The 21,464-nt window shown below is 60.9% G+C and carries 18 protein-coding genes; 15 read left to right on the top strand and 3 right to left on the bottom strand.

Translation table 11 applies throughout. From position 1 onward, the window contains the following. Window positions 1–40: 40 nt before the first annotated feature. From ACSVIK_RS16930 to ACSVIK_RS16905, 6 genes are all read left to right on the top strand, one after another. Window positions 41–517 carry an aromatic-ring-hydroxylating dioxygenase subunit beta gene (locus ACSVIK_RS16930; RefSeq protein ID WP_442445416.1) on the top strand — a complete coding sequence of 159 codons (477 nt, stop codon included), beginning with the start codon at window positions 41–43 and terminating at the stop codon, window positions 515–517. A gap of 10 nt (window positions 518–527) precedes the next feature. Continuing rightward, window positions 528–1,268, top strand: a complete 741-nt coding sequence (locus tag ACSVIK_RS16925; protein ID WP_442445415.1) for an SDR family NAD(P)-dependent oxidoreductase — start codon at window positions 528–530, stop codon at window positions 1,266–1,268. Window positions 1,269–1,386: 118 nt separating this feature from the next. Further along, window positions 1,387–2,346, top strand: coding sequence for a PDR/VanB family oxidoreductase (locus ACSVIK_RS16920; RefSeq protein WP_442445414.1), 960 nt, complete (start codon window positions 1,387–1,389; stop codon window positions 2,344–2,346). Between the two features lie 12 nt (window positions 2,347–2,358). Further along, a complete protein-coding gene (locus ACSVIK_RS16915) occupies window positions 2,359–2,859 on the top strand; it encodes a flavin reductase (protein WP_442445413.1) in 501 nt (166 codons plus the stop codon). Window positions 2,860–3,129: 270 nt separating this feature from the next. Next, window positions 3,130–4,407, top strand: coding sequence for an OprD family porin (locus tag ACSVIK_RS16910; protein ID WP_442445412.1), 1,278 nt, complete (start codon window positions 3,130–3,132; stop codon window positions 4,405–4,407). Window positions 4,408–4,467: 60 nt separating this feature from the next. Further along, window positions 4,468–5,091, top strand: coding sequence for an NIPSNAP family protein (locus tag ACSVIK_RS16905; protein ID WP_442445411.1), 624 nt, complete (start codon window positions 4,468–4,470; stop codon window positions 5,089–5,091). A 59-nt stretch (window positions 5,092–5,150) separates the two neighbouring features. Here ACSVIK_RS16905 and ACSVIK_RS16900 read toward each other — a convergent pair whose 3' ends face one another. Beyond that, window positions 5,151–6,035 carry a LysR family transcriptional regulator gene (locus ACSVIK_RS16900; protein ID WP_442445410.1) on the bottom strand — a complete coding sequence of 295 codons (885 nt, stop codon included), beginning with the start codon at window positions 6,033–6,035 and terminating at the stop codon, window positions 5,151–5,153. A 126-nt stretch (window positions 6,036–6,161) separates the two neighbouring features. Between ACSVIK_RS16900 and ACSVIK_RS16895 the strand changes: the two genes are divergently transcribed. The 6 genes from ACSVIK_RS16895 to ACSVIK_RS16870 all read left to right on the top strand — a co-directional run bounded on the left by ACSVIK_RS16895 (window position 6,162) and on the right by ACSVIK_RS16870 (window position 11,468). Next, window positions 6,162–7,283, top strand: coding sequence for a muconate cycloisomerase family protein (locus ACSVIK_RS16895; protein WP_442445445.1), 1,122 nt, complete (start codon window positions 6,162–6,164; stop codon window positions 7,281–7,283). 28 nt (window positions 7,284–7,311) lie between these two features. Then, complete coding sequence (gene catC, locus ACSVIK_RS16890; protein ID WP_442445444.1) at window positions 7,312–7,599, top strand: muconolactone Delta-isomerase; 288 nt, start codon at window positions 7,312–7,314, stop codon at window positions 7,597–7,599. A gap of 40 nt (window positions 7,600–7,639) precedes the next feature. Beyond that, window positions 7,640–8,569, top strand: coding sequence for a catechol 1,2-dioxygenase (catA, locus tag ACSVIK_RS16885; RefSeq protein WP_442445409.1), 930 nt, complete (start codon window positions 7,640–7,642; stop codon window positions 8,567–8,569). 251 nt (window positions 8,570–8,820) lie between these two features. Continuing rightward, window positions 8,821–9,135 (top strand): SCP2 sterol-binding domain-containing protein, encoded by a 315-nt coding sequence (locus ACSVIK_RS16880; RefSeq protein ID WP_442445408.1) that lies wholly within the window; start codon window positions 8,821–8,823, stop codon window positions 9,133–9,135. Between the two features lie 29 nt (window positions 9,136–9,164). Further along, the gene (locus tag ACSVIK_RS16875; RefSeq protein ID WP_442445407.1) at window positions 9,165–10,484 is read left to right on the top strand and encodes a cytochrome P450; all 1,320 of its coding nucleotides are present in this window, start codon (window positions 9,165–9,167) and stop codon (window positions 10,482–10,484) included. A gap of 12 nt (window positions 10,485–10,496) precedes the next feature. Continuing rightward, on the top strand, window positions 10,497–11,468 hold the full coding sequence (locus ACSVIK_RS16870) for a PDR/VanB family oxidoreductase (RefSeq protein WP_442445406.1): 972 nt from the start codon (window positions 10,497–10,499) through the stop codon (window positions 11,466–11,468). 5 nt (window positions 11,469–11,473) lie between these two features. Here the strand turns inward: ACSVIK_RS16870 and ACSVIK_RS16865 are convergent, their stop codons facing one another. Next, window positions 11,474–12,223: a TetR/AcrR family transcriptional regulator gene (locus tag ACSVIK_RS16865; RefSeq protein ID WP_442445405.1), complete on the bottom strand. Its 750-nt coding sequence runs from the start codon at window positions 12,221–12,223 to the stop codon at window positions 11,474–11,476. A 406-nt stretch (window positions 12,224–12,629) separates the two neighbouring features. On the opposite strand from ACSVIK_RS16865, the gene ACSVIK_RS16860 reads away from it, so the two are divergent. The 3 genes from ACSVIK_RS16860 (at window position 12,630) to ACSVIK_RS16850 (ending at window position 20,379) form a co-directional block, all read left to right on the top strand. After that, a complete protein-coding gene (locus ACSVIK_RS16860; protein ID WP_442445404.1) occupies window positions 12,630–13,505 on the top strand; it encodes a DMT family transporter in 876 nt (291 codons plus the stop codon). Between the two features lie 224 nt (window positions 13,506–13,729). Next, window positions 13,730–14,926: a M48 family metalloprotease gene (locus ACSVIK_RS16855; protein ID WP_442445403.1), complete on the top strand. Its 1,197-nt coding sequence runs from the start codon at window positions 13,730–13,732 to the stop codon at window positions 14,924–14,926. Then, entirely contained in the window at window positions 14,923–20,379 is a 5,457-nt protein-coding gene (locus ACSVIK_RS16850; RefSeq protein WP_442445402.1) for an AAA domain-containing protein, read from the top strand. The genes ACSVIK_RS16855 and ACSVIK_RS16850 overlap by 4 nt, the downstream gene beginning before the upstream one ends. Window positions 20,380–20,429: 50 nt before the next feature. On the opposite strand, the gene ACSVIK_RS16845 is transcribed toward ACSVIK_RS16850, so the two are convergent. Continuing rightward, window positions 20,430–21,452, bottom strand: coding sequence for a diguanylate cyclase (locus ACSVIK_RS16845; RefSeq protein WP_442445401.1), 1,023 nt, complete (start codon window positions 21,450–21,452; stop codon window positions 20,430–20,432). Between the last annotated feature and the right edge of the window lie 12 nt (window positions 21,453–21,464).

Raw genomic sequence — 21,464 nt, 5'->3', positions numbered from 1 at the left:
TGAGAGGGGCCCGTCACGCACCTATTTGAAGAGAACCAATATGAATCTTGAACTGCTCAACCACGTCAGCGCCTTCATCTGGCAGGAAGCGGACATGCTCGACCACGGCGAGTTCGACGCCTGGCTGAACCTGTGGGCCGACAAGGGTACTTACATCATCCCCATCGACCCCAACGAGACCGACTTCGAGAACACCCTCAACTACGCCTACGACGACCACCACATGCGCCAGTTGCGCGTGCAGCGCCTGATCGGTGGCGAGTCCATTTCCACCAGCCCGCGTGCCCGCACCGTACGCAGCCTGTCGCGCTTTCGCGTGCTCGGCGAGGCAGACGGCGTGGTCACCGTGCGCTGCGCGCAGAACCTGCGCGAGTTCCGCAAGGATGTGCTCAAGCACTACACCGCGGATGTCACCTTCCAGCTCAAGCGCGACGGTGACTGCTTCAAGATCCAGCGCAAGCTGATCCAGTTGATCAACTCCACCGATACCCTTGCCGGTATCGGCTACATCCTGTGAGGGCGCCGTCATGACTCAGGTAGCCCTCGTCACCGGCGCCGCCCAGGGCCTCGGTCTGTCCATCGCCAACCGTCTGTTCGCAGCCGGTTACGCGGTGGTGATCACCGACCTGACGCTGGAGCATGCCCAGGCCGCCGCCGACCACCTCGATCCAAGCGGTCAGCGCAGCCTGGCGCTGCGACTCGACGTCGCCAGCAAGGCCGACTTCGAGGCCGCGCTGGCCGCCGTGCTGGCCCGCTGGGGCGCGCTGCACGTGGCGGTCAACAGCGCCGCGATGACCCGCACCACGCCGGTCATGCAGATCAGCCCGGAAGAGTTCGACCAGGTCATGAGCCTCAACACCCGCAGCATCTTCCTCGGTTGCCAGGTGTTCGGCGGGCACATGGCCGGCGCCGGCTATGGGCGGATCATCAACATGGCCTCGCTGGCCGGGCAGAACGGCGGCACCGCCACCGGCGCGCACTACGCCGCCTCCAAGGGCGCCATCGTCACCCTGACCAAGATCTTCGCCAAGGAGCTGGCCGGCGCCGGGGTGACGGTCAACGCCATCGCCCCTGGCCCCATCGAATCGCCCGCCGTGCATGCGGCGGTGCCGCCGGAGCGCATGGCCGGGCTGCTGGCCAACATCCCGGTGAAGCGCCTCGGCGATGCGGATTTTCTCGGTGACCTGGTGGTGCAATTGGCGCGCCCGGAAGCCTACTTCACCACCGGGGCGACCTGGGACGTGAACGGCGGCCTGTTTATGCGTTGAACCCCGTCCGCTGCGGCCCAACAGCCGCCGCGGACAAAGAAAGAATGCCGCGCGTGCGAGCTGCGGACTGTAACGAACGAGAACAATCAGCACCCCGAAGGGTGCGGGAAGGTCAGCTATGACTGAGCAAGTGTTGAACCTGGTGGTACGCAAGCGGCAGGAACAAGGCGAGGGCGTGGTGATCCTCGACCTCGCCGATCCGACGGGCAGCAATCTGCCGGCCTTCGAGGCCGGTGCCCATGTCGATATCCACCTCAAGCCGGGCCTGGTGCGCCAGTATTCGCTGTGCGGTGACCCGGCCAACGCCAGCGTCTATCGCCTCGGCGTGCTGCGCGACCCGGCTTCGCGCGGTGGCTCAGTGGCCGTCCATGAGCTGCTCACCGAAGGTGCCAGTGTCAGCGTCGGCGCGCCGCGTAACCTGTTTCCCCTGGCCACTGGCGCTAGCCGCTCGATCCTTATCGGCGGTGGTATCGGCATCACCCCGATGATCGCCATGGCGCACCAACTGACCGCCCAGGACAGCCCCTTCGAGCTGCACTACTGCGGGCGTTCGCGCCAGCGCTCTGCCTTCCTCGACGAACTGGCCAGCGCCGACTTCGCCACCTGCGTGCGCACCCACTTCGATGACGAAGGCGATGCGCAGAAGCTCGACCTGCCGGCCGTGCTCGGCCAGCCGGGCGCTGACGTGCACGTCTACGTGTGCGGCCCTGCCGGCTTCATGGACTGGGTCATCGAAGGCGCACGCCAGGCCGGCTACGCCGAGGATCACATCCACCGCGAATACTTCCAGGTGGAAGTGGATGCGTCCGGCGACAGCTTCGAGGTGGTCGCCCAGCGCAGCGGCAAGAGCGTTCAGGTCGCCGAAGGCCAGACCATCATCGATGCCCTGGCCACCGTCGGCATCAAGGTGGAGATCTCCTGCGAGCAGGGCGTCTGTGGCACCTGCCTGTGCGACGTGCTGGAAGGCGAGCCGGATCACCGCGACGTCTACCTCACCGATGACGAGAAGGCCGCCAACGACCAGATCCTGGTCTGCTGTTCGCGCGCCAAGTCAAAAAAACTGGTGCTGGGTATCTGAGAGGACAAGATCATGGTCGACACCACAGGTTTCCGTAATGCCATGGCGCTGTTGGGCGGCGCCGTTTCAGTCATCACCACCGACGGCGCCGCCGGGCGCTGGGGCTTCACCGCCTCGGCCGTATGCAGCGTCACCGACCAGCCGCCGACGCTGCTGGTGTGCATGAATCGTTCATCTTTCTCCAATGGTCACTTCAAACAGAACGGCGTGCTCAGCGTGAACGTGCTGAGCGCCGAGTTGAAGGACATCTCCGGCGTGTTCGCCAATCGCGAACTGGATTCCGAGCAGCGTTTCGCCAAGGCCCGCTGGAGCACCCTGGAAAGCGGCGCACCGCTGCTGGACGGCGCCCTGGTCAATTTCGATTGCCGTATCACCCAGGCCCATGAGGTGGGTTCGCACACCATCTTCTATTGCGAGGTGCTGGGTATTCGTAACGGCAACAGCCAGGACGGGCTGGTGTATTTCAACCGCGCCTATCACCGCCTGGGTGAGCAGTCGCGCTCGGCATGCTGAGGTTTTGCGGGTGGGCCTCGCTCACCCGCTCCAGGAATTCCGAAGCCTTTCGGAATGCAGAGTGAATGGATCATTCATTCTGGCAAATGCAGTAAGCGTTGAATAAGAAATCAACTGTCCAGTTATCAAGGGCAGTGCCTTGCTACGACCGTTTTTGCAGTCAGTGGTTATAAAAACAACACTGCGGATTAACTGCCAAATTTGCACCTTCCTGCCAATTAATCTGCTCCCACTCATTGTGCTTTGCGCAAGTAACGAAGGATCACAACAATGTTCCAGAACAATTGGCTGGCCAGCAGCATTGGTGCTGTTGGCCTGATGGGCATGTTCGCGTCGCTTTCCGCCCAGGCGGACTTCATCGATGATCGGCAAGTCAGTCTTGGTTTGCGCAACTTCTATATCGACCGCGACTTCAAACAACATGACGCCCCCAAGTCACGTATTGGCAGTTGGACTCAGGGTTTCGACTTCCGCGCCATTTCCGGATATACCGAGGGCACTGTGCAATTCGGTCTCGACGTATCCGCGCAATATGCCTATCGCCTCGATGGCGGCGGTGGTCGCGGGCCCGATAGCATCATTCCCTACGATGACAGCAAGGGCGAACAGGTGCGCGATTACGGCCGTGCCGCACTGACCGCCAAGATGCGCTACTCCAAGACCGAGCTGAAGATCGGCGAGCATCGCCCGACACTGCCGGTGGCCTTCTACGATGACTCGCGGCAACTGATCACCACCTACCACGGCTTCATGCTGGAGTCGCGCGAGGTGGACAAGCTGACCCTCACCGCTGGCCGCTTCACCGAGATCAGCAGCCGTGAGTCGTCCAACCGCGAGAAGATGTACCTGTTCAACGGCCCGAACATCCAGCGCCGCAGCGACGGCCTGAACTTCGCCGGCGCCACCTATGCCTTCACCCCGGCACTGTCCGCCACCTACTTCTACGGTCAGTTGGAAGACATCTACCAACAGCAGTACCTCGGCGGCACCTACAACGCCGACCTGGGCAACGGCTTCGGCTTGAAGACCGACCTGCGCTACTTCGACAACCGCGAAGACGGCAAGGCGCTCTATGGTGACATCGATAACCGCTCCTACGGCGTGATGACCACCCTGCGCAAGGGCGCCCACGCCATCGGCGTCGGCTACCAGCGCATGCTCGGCGACAGCACCTTCCCGACCCTCAACGGCTACGCGCCGCAGCCCTACCTGGTGAACTGGTCCACCGTGGCCTTCGTCAAGCCCAACGAAAGCTCCTGGCAACTGCGCTATGACCTGGATTTCGCCAGCTACGGCGTGCCCGGGCTGAAACTGATGACCCGCTACCTGCGCGGCACCGGTATCGACCGCGGCAACAACGATCTGGATCAGAATGTCGAGAGCGAGCGCAACATCGTCCTCGGCTACGTGGTGCAGAGTGGCCCGCTCAAGAACGTGGCCTTCGAGTGGCGCAACATCGACGTGAAGACCCGTTACGGCAATGGCGCGGCGTCGGGTGCGGACTACCAGGAAAACCGCCTGATCACCTCCTACACCTTCAAGTTCTGACCGACGGCGGGGCCGGGTGCAGATCCGGCTCCGCCTGCATTCACAGGCTGCGAGAAGACCATGCGACTCTACGAACTGATCACCTTCACCCTACGCGTGCGCACCCCGGCCGAAGCCCTGAAACGCCTGCGCGAAACCCTCGGCGAGACGCGCGATGGCTGCGTGCTGATGGGCTGCTGGTCATCCGAAATCGGCCCGCTGAACCAGATCGCCGTGTTGCGTGGTTTCCGTGACGAAGTGGCGCGGCAAACGGAACGTGAGCGTTTCCTTCAGGCAGCGGATGCCTTTGGCATCGAAGCCTTCATGCTCGATATGAAGGTGGAGAACTACACGCTATTCCCCTTCCTCGAACCGCTGGCGCCTGGCAAGCACGGACCGTTCTACGAACTGCGCGAATACAACCTGATTCCCTCCGGCTTGGCGCCGACCATGGCGGGTTGGGAAAAAGCCATCGGCCCGCGTACCAGCGCGGGTTACTCGGCGGTTTACGCGGCCTTCTTCGCCACCGACGGGCGTACTCCGCGCTACCTGCATATCTGGCCCTACGCGACCCAGGCACAACGCCTGGACGTGCGCACCCGCGCCGTCGCCGACGGCGTCTGGCCGCCGGAAAACTCCGGGCCGCAACTGCGCGAAATGCATTCCACCCTCTATCTACCGGCGGCGTTTTCGCCGTTGCAGTAGGGCAGAGGGTCTCTTTCATGCCCGTTTCCCTCCTTGCGGGCTTTTTTCTTCCTGTGCCGTCAGCTATCGCGTGCGCGCGACAGCTCATCCACCAGCGCCAGGCAATGTTGCAGCGCTGGCGCGGCCTCGCCGACGCGGCGGCTGATGATGATGGGCGAGGTGGCCTGCGCTTCCTGCAGCGGCGCGTAGTCGATGTCGTCGCGGTGCAGCACCTGCACCGAGGCCGGCACCAGGGTGATGCCGATGCCGGCGGCGACCAGGCCGATGGCCGTCTGCAGCTCGTTCGTCCACTGCGCCACGCGGATTTGCAGGCCATGGGTGGCGAACAGCGTCAGTACATGATCGGCGTAGCTCGGGCGCGGATTGCCCGGATACAGCACGAACGGCTCGCGGGCCAGTTCGGCCAGGCTCACCGGTCCCGGCAGCAGCGGATGCCCGGCGGGCAGGGCGGCGACCAGCGGGTCGAGCCTCAGCACTTGCTGCTGCACGGCGGCGTCATCGATATGAATGCGGCCGAAGCCGATGTCGATGCGCCCGGCCTTGAGCGCCTCCACTTGCTGTAGCGTGGTCATTTCCGACAGGCCCAGTTCCAGTCCGGCATCGCTGCGCAGGCGGCGGATCAGTTCCGGCAGCACGCCATAGAGGGTGGACGGGGCGAAACCGATGCCGAGCCAGGCCTTTTCGCCCGAGCCGATGCGCCGGGTGCTGTCGCAGACCTTGCCCAGTTGTTCCAGCAGGGCACTGGAGTGCTCGTGGAAGAAGCGCCCTGCCTCGGTCAGGCGCAGGGGGCGGCCACGTTCGATCAGGGCCACGCCCAGCTCGTCTTCCAGTTGCTGGATCTGCCGGCTCAGCGGCGGTTGGGCTATGTGCAGGCGTTCGGCGGCGCGGGTGAAGTTGAGGGTTTCGGCGAGCGCCTGGAAATAGCGCAGATGGCGAAGCTCCATGGGCGGTTGTCCTTCAGGGGTGACGATACCTGTAGGGTATTGTTGCAGACAAAATCAATATTGGAACCTCTGTAAAGGCGGTATCAATATCGGGTCATGGATAACAACAACCTGATGGGTATTGAAATGAGCCACGCCGCGATCGAGTCGCTCGAAGCGATCATCGTCGACCTGCCGACCATCCGCCCGCACAAGCTGGCGATGCACACCATGCAGAACCAGACTCTGGTGATCCTGCGCCTGCGTTGCGCCGACGGCATCGAGGGCATCGGCGAGGCCACCACCATCGGTGGCCTGTCCTATGGCAACGAGAGCCCGGACAGCATCAAGGTCAACCTGGATCGTCACTTCGCGCCGCTGCTGATCGGTCAGGACGCCAGCAACATCAACGCATGCATGCAGCGCATCGATCGGGTGGTGAAGGGCAACACCTTCGCCCGTTCGGCGGTGGAAACCGCGCTGCTCGACGCTCAGGGCAAGCGCCTCGGCCTGCCGGTCAGCGAGATTCTCGGCGGTCGCGTGCGCGACAGTCTGGAAGTGGCCTGGACCCTGGCCAGCGGCGACACCCGTAAGGACATCAGTGAGGCTGAGCAGATGCTCGAAGCCCGCCGCCACCGCATCTTCAAACTGAAGATCGGTGCCGGCGAGGTGAACAGGGATCTGGCTCATGTCATCGCCATCAAAAAGGCTCTGGGCGAGCGCGCCAGCGTGCGTGTCGATGTCAACCAGGCCTGGGACGAGGCGGTGGCGTTGCGCGCCTGTCGCATCCTCGGTGACAACGGCATTGATCTGATCGAACAGCCGATCTCGCGTCACAACCGCGGCGGCCAGGTGCGACTGAATCAGTCCAGTCTGGCGCCGATCATGGCCGACGAATCCATCGAGTGCGTGGAAGACGCCTTCAACCTGGCTCGTGACGGCGCCGCTCCGGTGTTCGCCCTGAAGATCGCCAAGAATGGTGGCCCGCGTGCCGTGCTGCGCACCGCCAGCATCGCCGAGGCGGCCGGTATCGGCCTGTACGGCGGCACCATGCTAGAGGGCAGCGTCGGCACTCTGGCCTCGGCCCATGCTTTCATCACTCTGAACAAGCTGGCCTGGGACACCGAACTGTTCGGCCCGCTGCTGCTGACCGAAGACATCGTCACCGAGCCGCCGCTGTACCGTGACTTCCAGTTGCACGTGCCGCGCCTGCCGGGTATCGGCCTGACCCTCGACGAGGAGCGCCTGTCGCGCTTCCGCCGTTCCTGACCCTGCCTGAAGGAGGCAAGCCAATAAGCTGTTCCACGTGAAGATGACCGTGAAATTGCCGGTCGACATGGATCCCGCCCAGGCCGCCAAGCTCAAGGCCGACGAGAAAGAACTGGCGCAGCGTCTGCAGCGCGAGGGCAAGTGGCGCCACCTGTGGCGCATTGCCGGGCACTACGCCAATTACAGCGTCTTCGACCTCGCCAGTGTCGAGGAACTGCACGATACCCTCATGCAGTTGCCGCTGTTCCCCTACATGGACATCGAGGTGAACGGCCTGTGCCGCCACCCGTCTTCGATCCACCAGGACGATCGCTGATCAATCTTCCAGTCGATAAAAACAAGATGAGGAAATAATCATGAGCATCAAACTGTCGCATACCGAAAGCGTGCAGAAATTCTTCAAGGAGGTCAGCGGCCTCGACAACGACCAGGGCAGCCCGCGCATGAAGGCGCTGGTCAACCGCATCCTGATGGACAGCATCCGTCTCATCGAGGATATGGAAGTGACCACCGAGGAGTTCTGGAAGGCGGTGGATTACCTCAACCGCATGGGCGCCCGTAGCGAAGCTGGCCTGCTGGTGGCCGGCCTGGGGCTGGAGCACTACCTCGACCTGCTGCTCGATGCGCAGGACGAAGCCGCCGGCCTGCTCGGCGGCACCCCGCGTACCATCGAAGGCCCGCTGTATGTGGCTGGCGCGCCGATGAGCGAGGGCGAGGCGCGGATGGACGACGGCACCGATCCGGGCACGCCGATGTACCTGCATGGCCAGGTGCTAGATGCCGAAGGCAAGCCGGTCGTCGGCGCTGTGGTTGACCTGTGGCACGCCAATACCAAGGGCACCTATTCCTACTTCGACTCCAGCCAGAGCGAGTTCAACCTGCGTCGGCGCATCGTCACCGACAGCGAAGGCCGCTACCGCGCGCGCAGCATCGTGCCGTCCGGCTACGGCTGCCCGCCCGACGGCACCACTCAGGAAGTGCTCAACCTGCTCGGTCGTCACGGCAACCGCCCGGCGCACATTCACTTCTTCATCTCCGCGCCCGGCTATCGTCACCTGACCACGCAGGTCAACCTGGCCGGTGACGAGTACCTGTGGGACGACTTCGCCTACGCCACCCGCGATGGCCTGATCGGCGATATCAACTTCGTCGAGAGCGAAGCTGCCGCCCGTGACCATGGCTTCCAGGGCAACCGTTTCGCCGAGGTGAAATTCGACTTCCAGTTGCAGAAGGCCCCGGCACCGGATGCCGAACAGCGCAATGCACGCCCGCGCGCGCTGCAGTAACGCCTGACGCCCCGCGCTCCGTCCTCAGCCGGCCCATCGTGGCCGGCTTTTTTCGTTCTGTACCGCAATACCTCCCATTTCAGGCGTGAGCCTGCTGCCCTTCTTCGTCTGCACGGCGAGCCCTGAGCATCTTTTCCGACTGCGCTTTCGTACCCGCGAGACGGAAAAATTTCATTTTACGTATAGTAATAACTATACTTTGAATGTAGCTTTAGCTATACAAATACAACAGGCCATGTCGAGGTTCTCCCATGTCTTCCACGAAATTGCTCAACCAGCTCCCCACGGTATTCAACGCGAGCGCAGCGGGCTCTTTGTCCTGTGTCATCCAGTTCGTCACCGATGAAGCGACTTACGTCAGCATCGCCGATGGCACCTGCACCGTGACGGCCGGCACTGCGCCGAGTGCCGATCTGGTGGTCACCCTTTCCGAGCAGAACCTCACGGAGTTGCTCAAGGGAAAACTGAATCCCGCCATGGGCTTGATGCTCAGGAAGCTGAAGGCAGAGGGGGATCTGGATCTGGGCATGCGCCTGACCAGCCTCTTCGACTTCTCGCGGATGTAACGCCCTCTGACCACTACCGGAGTCGTGAAATGTCTACGGATACTCAGCAAGTAAACCTGAAAGCACTGGCCGATCTTCCTTCCTTCGTGCCCTTCTTCACCGAGGAGGACGGCTTCGCGGCGGTGTATCCCGAGCTGTTCGCCGATCCTGGGCTCGGGCTTATGAAGGTCGAGGGATTCGGTCCGTTGAAACTGGCCGTATTTCGCAATCGTCACTTGCGCAGCCTGATGATTCACCCGGCGCTGACGGGCAATACGCCCGCTGCGATGCTCGCGCAGCAGGCGTTCTACAGCGCGCAGGCGGATGACGGAAAGGAAGACGAAGTTCGTCATCACGCAGCGATACTCGCGCGTTATCTGCAGAACCAGATCTTCACGCTCAACCCTCCCTTGCATCGTGCATACCGCAACGTGCTGGGGCGCCACCTGATGGGCAGCAACATCGAGCGTTATGCGCCCATCATGCGCGGTATCGTCAAGGATCTGCTGGATTCGGTGGTGAATCGAGGGCGAATCGACTTTGTCGATGATTTCGCCGGGCTGGTTGCCGCTCGATTCTGGGGGGTATTGATCGATCTCACGGCACAGGAAGAGAAGCGTATCGTCGAACTGATGCACGGTATCGTGCCGATGTTCAACATCCTCATGTCCCAGGGTGACCTCGAGATGGCAGGCCAGGCGATGGGCGAATACATGTCCATCGTATCCGACGCTGTCGAGCGAGCGTTGGAAAGAGGCAATAACGATCTGCTCAACACCATTGCTGCCGATTTCACTGCAGTGACTTCGTCCGTGCAGGCGCCTGCGGATGAGTTGCCTGAGAGCGTTGGAATGTTGGTCGCCTCGAACCTGTTCGACGGTTTCCACACGGCGGGAGTGGGGGCGGCCAACTGCGTCTATCGGCTGCTGAGCAACCCTGACTCGCTCGAGCGGCTACGCCATGAACCCTCTTTGATCGCCAGTGCCGCCAGCGAAGGGCTACGCCTCGATCCGCCTCTGACGTTGTCCCAGCGTTATGCCCTGGAAGACTTTCTGTTCGAAGGGGTGCTGATTCCCAAGGGGACGCAGGTGGTGATGATGTGGGGCGCAGGCAATCGGGATCCCGAGGTCTATGCCGGGCCAGATGTCTATGACCTCAGCCGCTCGCCACGTGGTGCCACTACCTTCGGTGGCGGTACACGCATGTGCATGGGGCGTGGTGTGGCGCAGTTGCTCATCGAGTCGGTGATCGAGGCCGTCACTGCGCCTGGCGTGGAGATCGAACGGGTTGGTGAACACTACTCACTGTTGCCCATGTCGCTGATGCGCCAGTTCGCGGCCATGCCCGTCGCAATCAAGCGCGCGCAGTGAGGCCTGTCGCCCATGTATGCCCAACCAGAGAGTCTGTGGGTTCGTGTGACCCGCAAGAGCCATGAAACCAGGGATATCTGCCTGTTCGAGCTGGCAGATGAGCAGGGCGGGGAACTGCCGCCTTTCACCGCAGGTGCACACATCGATGTGTTCATACCGGGGGGCACCGTCCGTCAGTACTCGCTCTGCAACGACCCCGCCGACTCCCACCGCTATGTCATCGCGGTGTTGCACGCAACGCAATCGCGTGGCGGTTCCGCAGCCATGCACGCGCAGGTGCGGGAAGGGGATCTGTTGCAGATCAGCACCCCGCGCAACCTTTTCCCGCTGCAACCGGCTGCTTGCTCCCTGTTGTTCGCGGGGGGCATTGGCATCACGCCGATGCTCGCCATGGCTGAGCAGTTGAGCAACACCCACGGCCAGTTCGCCCTGCACTACTGTGCGCGAGCGCAAGAGCGTGCTGCATTCCTGGCGCGCCTGCGCACATCACGCTTTGGGGGCAAGACGTTCTGTCACTTCGATGAGGGCGATGCGTCCCAGCAACTGGATCTGCCGTCGGTATTGACGCCCCATGTCGAGACCGCCCATCTCTACGTGTGTGGGCCGCAAGGGTTCATGGACAGGGTCATCGGTGCTGCTCGATCCTTGGGATGGGCGTCCGAACGCATCCACCACGAGTCATTCGGTGCAGCTTGCGGCCAGCAGGGAGAGGTAAACAGCGCCTTCGAGATCGAGCTGAAAAGAACCGGTGGTGTGCATGTCGTACCCGCTGACAGGTCGGTCGCATCGGTTTTGCTCGAGCTGGGTGTCGAGCTGCCGTTGTCGTGCGAGTCGGGGTTTTGCGGCACCTGTGTGACCCGCGTTCTCGATGGCCGCCTGGAGCATCGAGACTCGTTTCTCACGGATGCGGAGCGGGACAGGCACGACTGCTTCACCCCCTGTTGCTCGCGTGCCGCGAGTGCGCGGCTGATGCTCGATCTCTGAGGTGTTCAGTCCGTGAGACTGGCTAGCAGTGCATGGATCATGCGTGCTGCTTCCCGAATGGTGGTGTCACGCGTGATTCTGTCTTCTTCGTAGATCAGTTCATCGACGACGTAGCTGAACTCCACCACGATACGGATACGGCTCCAGAGCTGTGGCCACTGGCTTTGATCGACGAAGCGGCGAACCACCTCGAAGATCTGTTCGGTGTAGCGGCGTTGCCAGTCGAGCCTGACATGGCTGAGGTTTGGCAAGGCGCGCAGGGCTCTTATCGTCCAGATGCCTCCCGGTTCCTGCGCCACGAAGTCCGCCACGGTGAAGAACCAGCGCTCGACCATGGCCTGTGTTGGGGCGAGTTGTTGGCCTGCTGCATATTCTTCGAGCCAACTGGCAAAAGCTTCGTTCTGTTTGCCGAGAAGCTGGTCGGCCAGCTCTTCGAGGACTTCGTACTTGTCCTTGAAGTAGTGGTAAAAGGTCGGTGGCGTGACGCCTGCCTGGCTGCAGATCGCGTTCGAGGTGAGTTTCTCGAAGCCTGTCGTGGCGAGTAACTCGGCGGCGGCTCTGACCAGTTTGTCGAAGGTCGCCTTGCCGCGGTTCATGGCCGGGCGAGGCGTCTTTTGGGTCGCGGTGGAGGCTTCTGTTTTACGGCGTGACACGCGAGGCGCAGTGGCTGCTTCGGTCTTGTCTTTCTTTCTGGAAGCGGCGGCCGGCTCTGATGGGCTGGAACGCGTCAGATTGCCTCTTTTGGCACTGCTCATAGTGGTTCCCTGAATCCTGATGCGCGCCAGGTTCTGTCGGTGATTCGCCGAAGGCGGAGGCTGGTCTTGCGCAGTTCAAACACGTTTTACGAGGCCAGTAGGGTACAGATAACCAGCTTGAAACGACATGACATTGTCGCTCTGGAGGCCAGCAGCCATCGCTCTCGCTCCGCCTTGACGCCGGCCCATCGTGGCCGGCTTCCTGTATCTGTGGCGAGTCCAGCGCATGGCATCGTAGTCCCTGGCATAGCGAAGGGAGCGCCGCGGGTCAGACCTGATGGTCTTGCCTATGGCCGTCAGGCAAGGGTGTTCGGTCGGTTGACCCGCGCGCCCGAGGGGAGGGCCGGTGTATAGTTAGTTACCTTGCTATCTTTCTTGCGCCTTGCGCACTGTCCCCAGGTATTTCATGAGCCTCACCCCGTTATCCGGCGCCAATCATCCCCTCAAGGGCATCGGCCTGATGGTATTGGCGACTTTTCTGTTCGCCAGTCACGACACCATGTCCAAGTACCTGTCGGGTTTCTACCCGATCATCCTCATCGTCTGGGCGCGTTATCTGGTGCATACCCTGCTGATGGCCGGGATCTTCCTGCCGCAGTCCGGGCTGCGCGTGTTGCGCACCAAGCGTCCGGGGCTACAGGTGTTGCGGGCGTTGTGCCTGCTGGGGGTCAGCCTGTTGTTCACCACGGGGCTGATGTTCATTCCGCTGGCCGAGGCGACCTCGGTGATCTTCCTCGCGCCGCTGCTGGTCACGGCGCTGTCGGTGCCCTTGCTGGGCGAACGGGTCAGCGTCGGCCAGTGGGTGGCGGTGATCATCGGCTTCATCGGCGTGCTGGTCATCGTTCATCCGGGCGGCAGCCTGTTCACCCCGGCGGTATTGCTGCCGCTGAGTGCGGCACTGTGCTTCAGCCTCTACCAGATCCTCACTCGCCGTCTGAGCGGTGTGGACAGCGCCACCACCAGCAACTTCTTCGCCGGCCTGGTCAATACCCTGGTGATGAGCCTGCTGGTGCCCTTCGTCTGGGAGGTGCCGAGCCTCACTCATGGCCTGATGATGCTGGCCCTGGGCGGTTGCGGCATGGGCGCTCACCTGCTGCTGACCCACGCCTTCCGCCATGCCGCACCGGCGTTGCTGGCGCCCTTCGGCTACGTGCAGATCGTCTTCGCCGGGCTGCTGGGCTGGCTGGTGTTCCAGCACACACCGGACGCCACCGCGCTGATCGGTATCGTCATCATCTGCCTGAGCGGCCTGGCGGCTGCGTGGCAGAGCCGACGCGCTTGAGGCGCTGCGACGGGCGAAGCTGATCGAGGAGAAAGTCCGCAAAGTGGGCGCCCGAATAGCCTGCGCCCATCCAGCAATGGCGTAGCCCGGATGCAGTCCGGGGCTGCACTCACGCCTGGTCGCTGCCCATCGCTGGGCGCAGGGTGGCGAGGCCGATGCCGTCCTTGGTAGCTTCTGCAACGTGATATAAACCCACGATCATTCATGCACAGGGATGGCTCAAAATGACTACTACTGCATCGGTACAGGCCGGCGAGCTCAGCCCTCTGCCCTATCAGACCGAAGTTATGTCCTTCCTGAAGGATAGAGAGCCTGAAGTGTGGGCCTGGGCCACCTCGCTAGTGGTAAAGGAGCAGCACAGCGAAGAGGTTCGCGCTGATCTGCTACGCGACACCTATCGATTGATGCCCGCGAGTCATACAGCCGTCTACGATCTCTGCCAGCAGGCTGTACAAAGGCTGCAACTCGACGTATCTGTCACCCTTTACCAGGCGAGCGGCGCGGGTATGAACGCCACGTTGCATTACTTGCCTGGCGAGGCCCATATTGTCCTACAAGGCCCCGTTATCGAGCGTTTGCAAGACAACGAGCTGCTTGCCCTGCTTGGTCACGAACTGGCTCATTACCACCTTTGGTCCAAGTATGACGGCGAATATCTGGTGGCTGATCGTGTGCTCGGTCACAGCTCGGCGGAGGAGCGCGATAGCCCCTGTTACAGCGAAACGGCACGTCTTTACGCTTTGCATACCGAGCTGTACGCAGACCGAGGTGCCGCGCTTGCGGCCAACTGTCCGAAGGCTGCAATTGCCATGTTGGTCAAGGTGCACACAGGCATCACCGATGTCGATGTCGATGCCTACCTGAAGCAGGCACAGGAGATCGACAGCAAGGATGAGCAAGCATCTCTGGAGTTTTCTCATCCGGAGTTCTTCATGCGCTCTCAGGCAATCGACAAGTGGTGGCGCCGGGATGAGCAACTGGATCATTGGCTGAACAAGCGCTTGAGAGGCCCGTTGCGTCTGGCAAGCCTGGATCTGATGGGGCAGGTGGCTCTGTACGAGATCACTCGTGGTCTGATCGCCCACTTTCTCCAGCACCATGACCTGCGTTCCGAGCGGGTCATGACTCAAGTGCGCCAGTTCTTTCCTGACTGGTGCGACGACTCCCCGCCCCTAGAACTGTCCACGCTGAATAATGAGTGCATTGACTCCAGCGTTCAGGAGTACTTGCACTACGTGCTGCTGGATCTGGCGCTGGCCGATGAGGAGTTGCGTGAGCCTGGGCTGTTACGGGCCGCCAATATCGCTCACGAGCAAGATCGCCAAGCGGGATTCATGAGAATACTCAAGCGCGATCTGCAATTGAGTCGACGTGAGCTGAACACACTTACCAGACAGTTGAAGGAAGGAATCAGCGCATGACTGGGCAAGTAGCTGAACGGACGCTGGGAGATCTGCTGTCTGAGCAGGAGGATGTCCAGCCATCCATCGATGATGTATTGCACATGATCCTGCCTTTGATGCGTGAGACTGCCCGTCTACACGACAGTGGCTTCGTAGCGCATCTGGACGCCGGCTCGGTGTTGTGTAACGCCCAGGGTTTACTGTGCCTGCGTAATCCCGTCGGGCTCGAGCCCAGCTATGCCACAGAGCGTTTGCAGCAGGTGCAGCCCTCCCACGGTTCTGCGCTGAACATCGTCGGCGACCTACGCCTCACTCGAGATTCCGAGTTCGGCGTGAGCGTGGAGGATCTGCGGATCATGGAGAGTGAGCATGGGGACATCGACAAGCCAGTGTTCGTACCCAGATTCCGCTCCTGGGAGTTGTTGATCGGCCATCATGATCAGGTGACGGATATCTTCCTGATGGGACAGATTCTGGCGTGTCTGGCCTGTGGCCTGGATTTTCGCCATGCTCAGGATCTGCGTGACTTCGTTCAGCACCGTACCAACCTTTTCATGTTGGTCGATCAGCTCAATCCAGTGCTGGCCAGCATCATCGTCGAGATGACCGAACTCAACCGTCATCAACGCGCCAGCGACCTGGGTTCGATCATTCGCCGTTTGGAGAGCTGGCGTGATCAGCCGCTGGGGCGTGATGTCGAGAGTGTGCTCAATGGTGTCAAAGAACCGAGCAGTCGACGTTTGCTGGTGCTGGAACACTTGCGTGATCGTCTGTTCGACCTGTCGCGACGCAATCGCCTGCTGTACTTCCGCCCAACCTTGGCCAACGTCAATTTGACCATTGCCAGTGTGCCGATGGTCATGAATATTCAGAGCATTCGCGCCGATCAACTCTGTACCTGGGGTGGCAGCTTCGCCTCACAGGCTCTGAGTGGCAAGGCAGTCAGCCTGCATAAGTGGCTGCGCTTTCAGGAGCAACCCTTTCTTTCCAGTCATCTGGATAAACTGATCCAGGACATGCGACGTGATCGTGCCGAGTACGGGTTCAGCAACTTGCGCCTGGTGGTCGCCTTCATGCACTGGCACAACCTCAAGGACAATGCCGACGAGCGGATCCTTTCTCCCTTGTTGTGGTTGCCGGTGGAGCTGGTCAGGAAAAAGGGGGTCAAAGATCAATATGTATTGAAGTGCGAGGAGTCGATAGCCGAGTTCAATCCGGTGCTGCGTCATCAACTGCGCCAGCTCTATGATATCCAGCTACCCGAAACCATCGACCTGCAGAAGGTGTCTATCGCTGATCTGCATGCTGATATCAGTCAGCAGATTCATCAGAGTGAACCGAACGTCGAGCTACGGTTACAGAGCAAACCGGCTATCAAGTTGATTCACCAGAAGGCGGTGCAACGCTTGCAGCAGTTTCATCGCAAGCGCGGCAGGGCATTTTCATCTTCGATCATGCTGCGTCCGGACTTCAGTTACGATCGCAATGACTATCGGCCTCTGGGGCTGGCGTTGTTCTGTCAGTGGGTCGAGCCTGTGAAGTCGCCATTGCGTGACGCCATTGGCGTGCGGCCGGTCGGGCCGGATGCCCCTCAGCATGCAGTTGCCAATGGGCAGAGCGCCGATAGCGCGACATACAGCCTGTCCGAGAGTGAAGGGCACAGGTATGCGTGGGACATAGACCTGACTCAGGTCACGCTGGCCAACTTCAACTACAAGAAGATGTCCCTGGTGCGTGACTACGCACAACTGCTCGATGAGGCAGCGGCCAACGACGGCTTTGATCGCATGTTTTCCATCGAGCCGCGAGAGGTTGAGGTCGATGCTCCGCCGCCCATTGCGTTGGATCAGCAGTGGAACGTGGTCGCCGCCGACGCGACGCAGAATGCGGCGGTCAGCCTGGCCCGTACTGGGCGCAGCTTCATCATTCAGGGACCTCCTGGCACGGGCAAGTCGCAAACCATTACCAACCTGATTGCCGATTATGCCGGGCGTGGGCAGCGGGTGCTGTTCGTCTGCGAAAAGCGTGCAGCGCTCGACGTGGTCTTCCACCGACTGCAGCAGAACGGTCTGGATGATCTGTGCTGTCTGATCCATGACTCGCAAACCGACAAGAAGGCGTTCATCGGAAATCTGCGCGATTGCTACGAAGGTTGGTTGAGCACTCCGCATAACCGCGAGGTGCTCGAAGCACGGCGCAATACCGCACTCGAACGGATGAGAGAGTCGCTGAGCAAGATCGAATGTTTCGATCGGGCGATGAGTGATAGCACCTCACAGATCGGTAGCAGTGTACGGCAATTGATCCAGCGTCTGATCATGCTGCCGCAGGTGCCTGTCGAGGTGGGGGCTGCGGCTCGTGAGCGTCTGCCGAACTGGGCTGTTTGGGACGCGAATCGAGAGCTGACCGAGCGACTGAATGCACGACTGTGGGAATCGTTCGGCCTGGTCAATTTCGCGTCCCACCCATTCAGCCAACTATGTGCTCAAGCGCTGCAGGGTGAGGAGGTCTATGGTCGCCTCTCGGCGTTCCTCGACAAGTCGACACCCTTGCTCGATACGCTCGAGAGCTACATGGATGAACCAGGTAGCTTGTTCATGGCAGACACCTCCTTGGCCAATGGGCAGGCGGTGGCCCAGGCCCTGGCGCGGTTGGTGGATGCCAACCTGATTGCCAACCTGGATCTGCTCGATGAGCATTCGCGGGCACGGCAAACATTGCATGAGCGATGGAGTGCCGTGCAAGCGCTCATGGCTGAACAGCAGCAAGTGCAAGAACATGCGCTTCACTGGCGTGAACGCTTGAGCGAGGAGGACACCAGGGCCGCCTTGGCGCTGGAAGAGCAAGTTGGGGATTCGCTGCTGCGTTTCTTCAAGCCCGCATGGTGGCGTTTGCGTCGTGAATTGCACAGGCGCTATGACTTCAGTCAGCATGCCATTGCTCCGAGCTATCGCAGCTTATTGGAAAAGCTCGTCGTGGTTCACAGTGCTGAGGCCGCTACCGCCAAGGCCGAAAGGGTGTTGGCAACGAGCTACGGCGTCACCAGCAGTGACCAGTTGATGACGGCCTTGAGTCAGGTCACGCAGGCCATGGAGATGTCTACTCTGTTGCGTGATTGGCTCAAGAGCCTGGCTGCCAGTAGCGCCGATAGAGCCAGGCAGGCGCAGCGGGCATTGAGTGCGGCACGGGCTTTTGCGTCGCTAGAGGAACAGTTGCGAGAAGTCGTGGCTGGTACACAGCTAACGCTGGGTGAGCTTGGCGAGTTCCTGCGCGACCTACGTGAAGATCTTGAAGCGTTGCCGGACTGGATACCCTTGCTGCGTGAACTGCATGGCGCCGACCCCACTTATGTCACTGCGTTGCAGACGCACGCAATGGGGCGTGATGAGCTGGAAGCGCTAATTGCGGCGGAGTCGCTTGCACGCGTTTACCGACTCGACCCGGCATTGGCCAGGTTTGATGAGCGTGAGTTGACCGAGGCGGTGAATCTAATCAGTGTCGCCGAACGCGATTTACTACGTTTGAATGCTCAGATCATCAAAGCCACGCAGCAGCAGAACTTTCTCGAGCAGGTCAAGCGTTCCACGCTTGTGAACAGCCAACTCGACGAGGCGGACAAGTCGTTCAAAAGGTCTTATGCCAAAGGCCGTCGTGAGCTTGAACATGAGTTCGGCAAGAGCATGCGTTATCGCGCCATTCGCGAGTTGGCGAGTGGTGACACCGGTGGGGTAATCAATGACCTCAAGCCCATCTGGCTTATGAGCCCGCTGTCCGTATCCGATACCCTGCCTTTGCAATCCAGTCTGTTTGACGTCGTGATTTTCGATGAAGCCAGTCAGATTACCAATGAGGAAGCCGTTCCTGCCTTGAGTCGGGCACGGCAGGCGGTGGTCGTCGGGGATGAAATGCAGTTGCCGCCCTCGAACTTCTTTTCGGTCAGCGGCGATGATGACGAAGATCAGCTCATGGTCGAGGAGAATGGCGAGTTGGTCGCCATTCCTTTGGATGCTGACAGCTTGCTGACCCAGGCGGCTCGTAATCTGCCGGCAACACTGCTGGCATGGCACTACCGCAGTCGCCATGAAGCGCTCATCAGTTTTTCCAACGCGGCGTTCTACGAAGGGCGTTTGATTACGATTCCCGATCGGCGGATCAACCAACGGATCGCGCCAAGTGGTGATCTGCAGGTAGCTGACCCAAATATGCCGAGCCTTGCCTGCGATGCCTTGCTGGACAAGCCAATCAGCTTCCTCAAGGTGGCCGATGGCGTCTACGAAAACCGTCGTAACCAGGCCGAAGCCGAGGTCATCGCTGCGACCGTATGCGAGTTACTCAAGCGTGATACAGGGATGAGCATAGGCATCGTTGCCTTCTCCGAGGCGCAGCAAGGTGAGATTGAAAACGCGCTGGATGTTCTGGCCGCGAAGGATCAGAAGTTCGCCACGTTGCTGGAGCGCGAATATCTGCGCGAAGACGATGGCCAATTCAATGGCTTGTTCGTGAAGAACCTGGAAAACGTCCAGGGCGATGAGCGAGACATCATTCTACTTAGCATCTGCTATGGCCCAGGCCCTAACGGCCGCATGTTGATGAACTTCGGGCCGATCAACCAGCGCGGCGGTGAGAAGCGTCTCAACGTCATTTTCAGTCGAGCGCGTCATCGGATGGGCGTGGTCACTAGCATCCATGCGCAAGCGATCACCAATACGCACAATGACGGTGCGGTGGCGTTCAAGACCTTTCTACAATTTGCCGAGGCGAGTTCTCGTGGGGAAACCGAGCATGCGCAAAGTATTCTCGGCACGCTCAACCCCGGTGCGCAACGCTCTTTCGACACCCGTATGCCTGCCAACCCTCTGCGTGAGGCACTCGCCAAGGCATTGCGCGAGCGTGGCCATCAGGTACATGAGCATGTCGGTAGCTCTCAGTTTCGTTGTGATTTGGCTATCGTCGATGAGAGTGGAGAGAGCTACGCCCTTGGCATTCTCTTGGACAGCTCGCGCGCCCAAGGCCATGCGGACGTCCGTGGGCGCTACATATTCCAGCCTACTGTATTGCGCAGCTTTGGTTGGAAAGTCATCGATATACCCGGTAAACAATGGCTGAGTGACCAGGCGGGTGTCATTGCGCGTATTGAATACGTGCTTAGGGATAACTCTGCCATTTCCACAGAGTCGGTCACCACCCCTTGTATCGAAGACGATGTGCAATGCCTAACGGCTTTGCCGCATGATCCTGGTGCACCGATGGAACTTAAAATGCGTGAATTCCGTTTCACGCAAGGTAACTCGGCCAAGTTCTGGAAGGTCGCGGTGCAGGGTGATGAGCTAACCATTTGCTTCGGGCGCCTGGGCAACAAGGGGCAAACGCTGATCAAGACATTCGACAGCATCGAAAAAGCAGAAAGGGAGCGCGCGAAGCTGATCGAGGAGAAAATCCGCAAAGGCTACGTGGAGTGGGCGCCCGAATAGCCTGCGCCCATCCAGCAATGGCGTAGCCCGGATGCAATCCGGGACTGCACTCACGCCTGGTCGCTGACCTGCGCGACGCGGTTGCGGCCGCTGTGCTTGGCCAGGTAGAGCCCTTCGTCCGCCTTGATCACCAGGCTCAGCGGCTCGCTGCCCATCGCCGGTCGCAAGGTGGCGAGGCCGATGCTGACGCTGATCGACGAACCTGGCGTGGGCAGGTCATGGGGAATGCCCAGCGCCTCCACGGCGCGGCGGATCTTCTCGGCCTGCAGGCGCGCACCGCCGGCTGCGGTGCTGGGCATGATCACGGCGAATTCCTCGCCGCCATAGCGTGCGGCCAGGTCGCTGGAGCGTGAACAACTGGCGCGCAGGGTGTCACCGACGCGGCGCAGCACGTCGTCACCTTCCACATGGCCGTACTGGTCGTTGTAGGCCTTGAAATAGTCCACATCGATCATCAGCAGCGACAGCTCGTTTTGCTCGCGCATGGCGCGGCTCCATTCGATTTCCAGGTACTCATCGAAATAGCGGCGGTTGGCCAGGCCGGTCAGGCCGTCGGACTTGATCAGCCGCTGCAGCACCAGGTTGGTGTCGAGCAATTGCTGCTGGCTCTCGCGCAGCGCCCGGTAGGCTTCGTCGCGCTGCAGCAGGGTGAGGTAGGAGCGCGAGTGGTAGCGAATGCGTGCCAGCAGTTCGATCACGTCCGGCAGCTTGACCAGATAGTCGTTGGCGCCTGCGCTGAAGGCGGCGCTCTTGACCTGGGGATCTTCCTTGGTCGACAGCACGATGATCGGTACGTCGCGCAGGCCCGGGGTGGCGCGATATTGGCCGAGCAGTTCGAGGCCGTCGATGCCGGGCATGACCAGATCCTGCAGGATCACCGTCGGCTTGATCTGCTGCGCCACGCTCAGTGCCTGCTGCGGGTCGGAGCAGAAGTGGAAGTCGATGTCGCTCTCTGCGCTCAGCGCCCGTCTCACGGCCTCGCCGATCATGGCCTGATCATCGACCAGCAGCACCATCATGGGCTGCTCGTGCATGCCATGGTGCGGGTTGGAGTCCCCTATGGGCCGTTGCATTACCTTGTCTCC

Origin of the sequence: Pseudomonas sp. NCHU5216, assembly GCF_052156495.1 — a bacterium.
Classification (GTDB): Bacteria; Pseudomonadota; Gammaproteobacteria; order Pseudomonadales; family Pseudomonadaceae; genus Aquipseudomonas.
This window is presented reverse-complemented; position numbering and strand designations above follow the sequence as displayed.

Excerpts from the sequence above, each read along its gene's own strand:
- ACSVIK_RS16850 (WP_442445402.1), top strand. The coding sequence starts at position 14,923 with ATGACTGGGCAAGTAGCTGAACGGACGCTGGGAGATCTGCTGTCTGAG.
- ACSVIK_RS16900 (WP_442445410.1), bottom strand. The coding sequence starts at position 6,035 with ATGGAGCTTCGCCATCTGCGCTATTTCCAGGCGCTCGCCGAAACCCTC.
- ACSVIK_RS16905 (WP_442445411.1), top strand. The coding sequence starts at position 4,468 with ATGCGACTCTACGAACTGATCACCTTCACCCTACGCGTGCGCACCCCG.
- ACSVIK_RS16930 (WP_442445416.1), top strand. The coding sequence starts at position 41 with ATGAATCTTGAACTGCTCAACCACGTCAGCGCCTTCATCTGGCAGGAA.
- catA (WP_442445409.1), top strand. The coding sequence starts at position 7,640 with ATGAGCATCAAACTGTCGCATACCGAAAGCGTGCAGAAATTCTTCAAG.
- ACSVIK_RS16865 (WP_442445405.1), bottom strand. The coding sequence starts at position 12,223 with ATGAGCAGTGCCAAAAGAGGCAATCTGACGCGTTCCAGCCCATCAGAG.
- ACSVIK_RS16845 (WP_442445401.1), bottom strand. The coding sequence starts at position 21,452 with ATGCAACGGCCCATAGGGGACTCCAACCCGCACCATGGCATGCACGAG.
- ACSVIK_RS16880 (WP_442445408.1), top strand. The coding sequence starts at position 8,821 with ATGTCTTCCACGAAATTGCTCAACCAGCTCCCCACGGTATTCAACGCG.
- ACSVIK_RS16895 (WP_442445445.1), top strand. The coding sequence starts at position 6,162 with ATGAGCCACGCCGCGATCGAGTCGCTCGAAGCGATCATCGTCGACCTG.
- ACSVIK_RS16855 (WP_442445403.1), top strand. The coding sequence starts at position 13,730 with ATGACTACTACTGCATCGGTACAGGCCGGCGAGCTCAGCCCTCTGCCC.
- ACSVIK_RS16870 (WP_442445406.1), top strand. The coding sequence starts at position 10,497 with ATGTATGCCCAACCAGAGAGTCTGTGGGTTCGTGTGACCCGCAAGAGC.
- ACSVIK_RS16925 (WP_442445415.1), top strand. The coding sequence starts at position 528 with ATGACTCAGGTAGCCCTCGTCACCGGCGCCGCCCAGGGCCTCGGTCTG.
- ACSVIK_RS16875 (WP_442445407.1), top strand. The coding sequence starts at position 9,165 with ATGTCTACGGATACTCAGCAAGTAAACCTGAAAGCACTGGCCGATCTT.
- ACSVIK_RS16910 (WP_442445412.1), top strand. The coding sequence starts at position 3,130 with ATGTTCCAGAACAATTGGCTGGCCAGCAGCATTGGTGCTGTTGGCCTG.
- ACSVIK_RS16860 (WP_442445404.1), top strand. The coding sequence starts at position 12,630 with ATGAGCCTCACCCCGTTATCCGGCGCCAATCATCCCCTCAAGGGCATC.
- ACSVIK_RS16920 (WP_442445414.1), top strand. The coding sequence starts at position 1,387 with ATGACTGAGCAAGTGTTGAACCTGGTGGTACGCAAGCGGCAGGAACAA.
- ACSVIK_RS16915 (WP_442445413.1), top strand. The coding sequence starts at position 2,359 with ATGGTCGACACCACAGGTTTCCGTAATGCCATGGCGCTGTTGGGCGGC.